The sequence below is a fragment of the Gemmata algarum genome (assembly GCF_034097035.1).
In the GTDB taxonomy this organism is placed as follows: Bacteria; Planctomycetota; Planctomycetia; order Gemmatales; family Gemmataceae; genus Gemmata; species Gemmata algarum.
Genome location: NZ_JAXBLV010000068.1, coordinates 1 through 1,755 on the forward strand (window position 1 = coordinate 1; position 1,755 = coordinate 1,755).

Sequence of the window (1,755 nt, forward strand, 5' to 3'; positions counted from 1 at the left end):
ACCGGCGGCACGGGCCGCCCGCGCCGCGCAATCTTTGCTGCGCCGGGCGATGTTGGCGAAACTGGCACACACCTGTGCCACGCTCGCCTCGATGTGCCGCGCGGTGTCCTCGAGCTGAGCGGACACCGCGCCGAGTACGACCCCGATCCCCGCCGCGTGCGCGTCGGGCTGAGCGTCTGTGAGGGCCATGCGGAAGTTCTCCGATCGGTGGGGCACGGGTTACGCGTCGAGGAGCCCGGCGAGGCCGGCGAGCCGCAGGTAGGCCGCCGCCGGTTCCGACACGCCGACGAGCGCGAAGGCCTGTTCCCGCGCGCGGCAGGCGCGCTGGAGTGCGAGCAGCACCTGGACCGCGCTCGTGGCCAGGAACGGAGCCGCGGAGCAGTCCACCACGACCCCGCCCCCGGCCCGCGCCGCGCGCTGCGCGGCGCGGAGCATCGCCTCGAGCTCCGCCGGCCCGGTCCCGCTCGGCAGCGCCAGCGGCGACACGTCAGGAACCGCGTCGATCATTTTGAATCCCCTTTGCGTTTCAGATGTAAGTGCTACTGCCGTCTCGCCCCGGCGATGCGACGGCCAGCCCGTGCAACTCGGCGGGGTCCAGGATCAGAACAATCGTGCCGTCGCCCATGATGCTCGCCCCGCCCACCCCGGGCACCCGCCCGAGCTGCGCGGGCACCGGCTTGAGCACCACCTCTTGCTGGCCGTGGAGCACGTCGGCCGCCACCCCGAACCGCGCGCCCGCCAGGTTCAGGACCACAACCGGCGTGAGGCCGAGGGGGAGCCCCCGCTCGCCGGCGGGGAGGCCCAAGAGCGCGCTGAGCGGGGCGACCGGCACGACGCTGTCGCGCAGGGCCACCGCGCGCCCGCGGCCCAGGTGCCGCAGGCCGGCGGCGGGAACCTTGAGGGTCTCCTGGACGGCCTCGACGGGCAGCCCGAGGAGCAGGCCGCCCGCCTCGACCAGGACCACCGTCGTGACCGCGAGCGTGAGGGGCACGGCGAGCCGGATGCACGTCCCCCGGCCGAGGTCCGAGTGCACGACCACCGTGCCGCCGAGCGACGCGACGTTGCTCTTGACCACGTCCATCCCGACCCCGCGCCCGGACAGGTCGCTGACCTCCGCCGCGGTGCTCAACCCCGGGGCGAAGATCAGTTGCAGCGCCTGCTCGCGGGACAAGGCGGCGGCCTGCTCCGCGGTCACGACCCGCATGGCCAGGGCCTTCGCCTTGACCCGCTCGGCGTCGATCCCGCCGCCGTCGTCCCGGACCTCGATGAACACCGCGTTCCCCTCGCGCCCGGCCCGGAGGCGGACGGTGCCGGCCGCGGGCTTGCCGGCGGCGCGGCGCCGGTCGGGCGGCTCGATGCCGTGGTCGGCCGCGTTGCGCACCAGGTGCACCAGCGGGTCCCCCAGCGCCTCCGCCACCTGCTTGTCGAGCTCGGTCTCCTCGCCCTCGAGCTCGAGGGCGATCTGCTTGCCCAGCGTCCGGGCGATGTCCCGCACCAGCCGCGGGAACCGCTGGAACACGGTTCCCACCGGGACCATCCGCATGCCCATCGCGTTGCGCTGCACGTCCCCGACGATCCGGCAGATCTTGTCGATCGGCTCTTTGAGCCCCGCGGCCCCGGCCCGGTCGGTCCGGGACCGGCGGTGCGCGTGCACGAGGGCGTTGCGCGCGATCACCAGCTCGCCGGCCAGGTTCACGTACTCGTCCAACTTCCGCTGGTCCACGCGCATGGCCTTGGGCGCCGGCGGAGCGCCGC

The 1,755-nt window shown here is 74.4% G+C and carries 3 protein-coding genes; all 3 read right to left on the reverse strand.

What is annotated here, in order from left to right; all coding sequences use genetic code 11:
• Positions 1 to 189 (reverse strand): hypothetical protein (locus R5W23_RS07580; RefSeq protein WP_320685814.1); only part of this gene is annotated, 189 nt, incomplete at its 3' end.
• Between the two features lie 30 nt (positions 190 to 219).
• On the reverse strand, positions 220 to 507 hold the full coding sequence (locus tag R5W23_RS07585) for an STAS domain-containing protein (RefSeq protein WP_320685815.1): 288 nt from the start codon (positions 505 to 507) through the stop codon (positions 220 to 222).
• A gap of 19 nt (positions 508 to 526) precedes the next feature.
• Positions 527 to 1,755 (reverse strand): chemotaxis protein CheA (locus tag R5W23_RS07590; protein WP_320685816.1); only part of this gene is annotated, 1,229 nt, incomplete at its 5' end.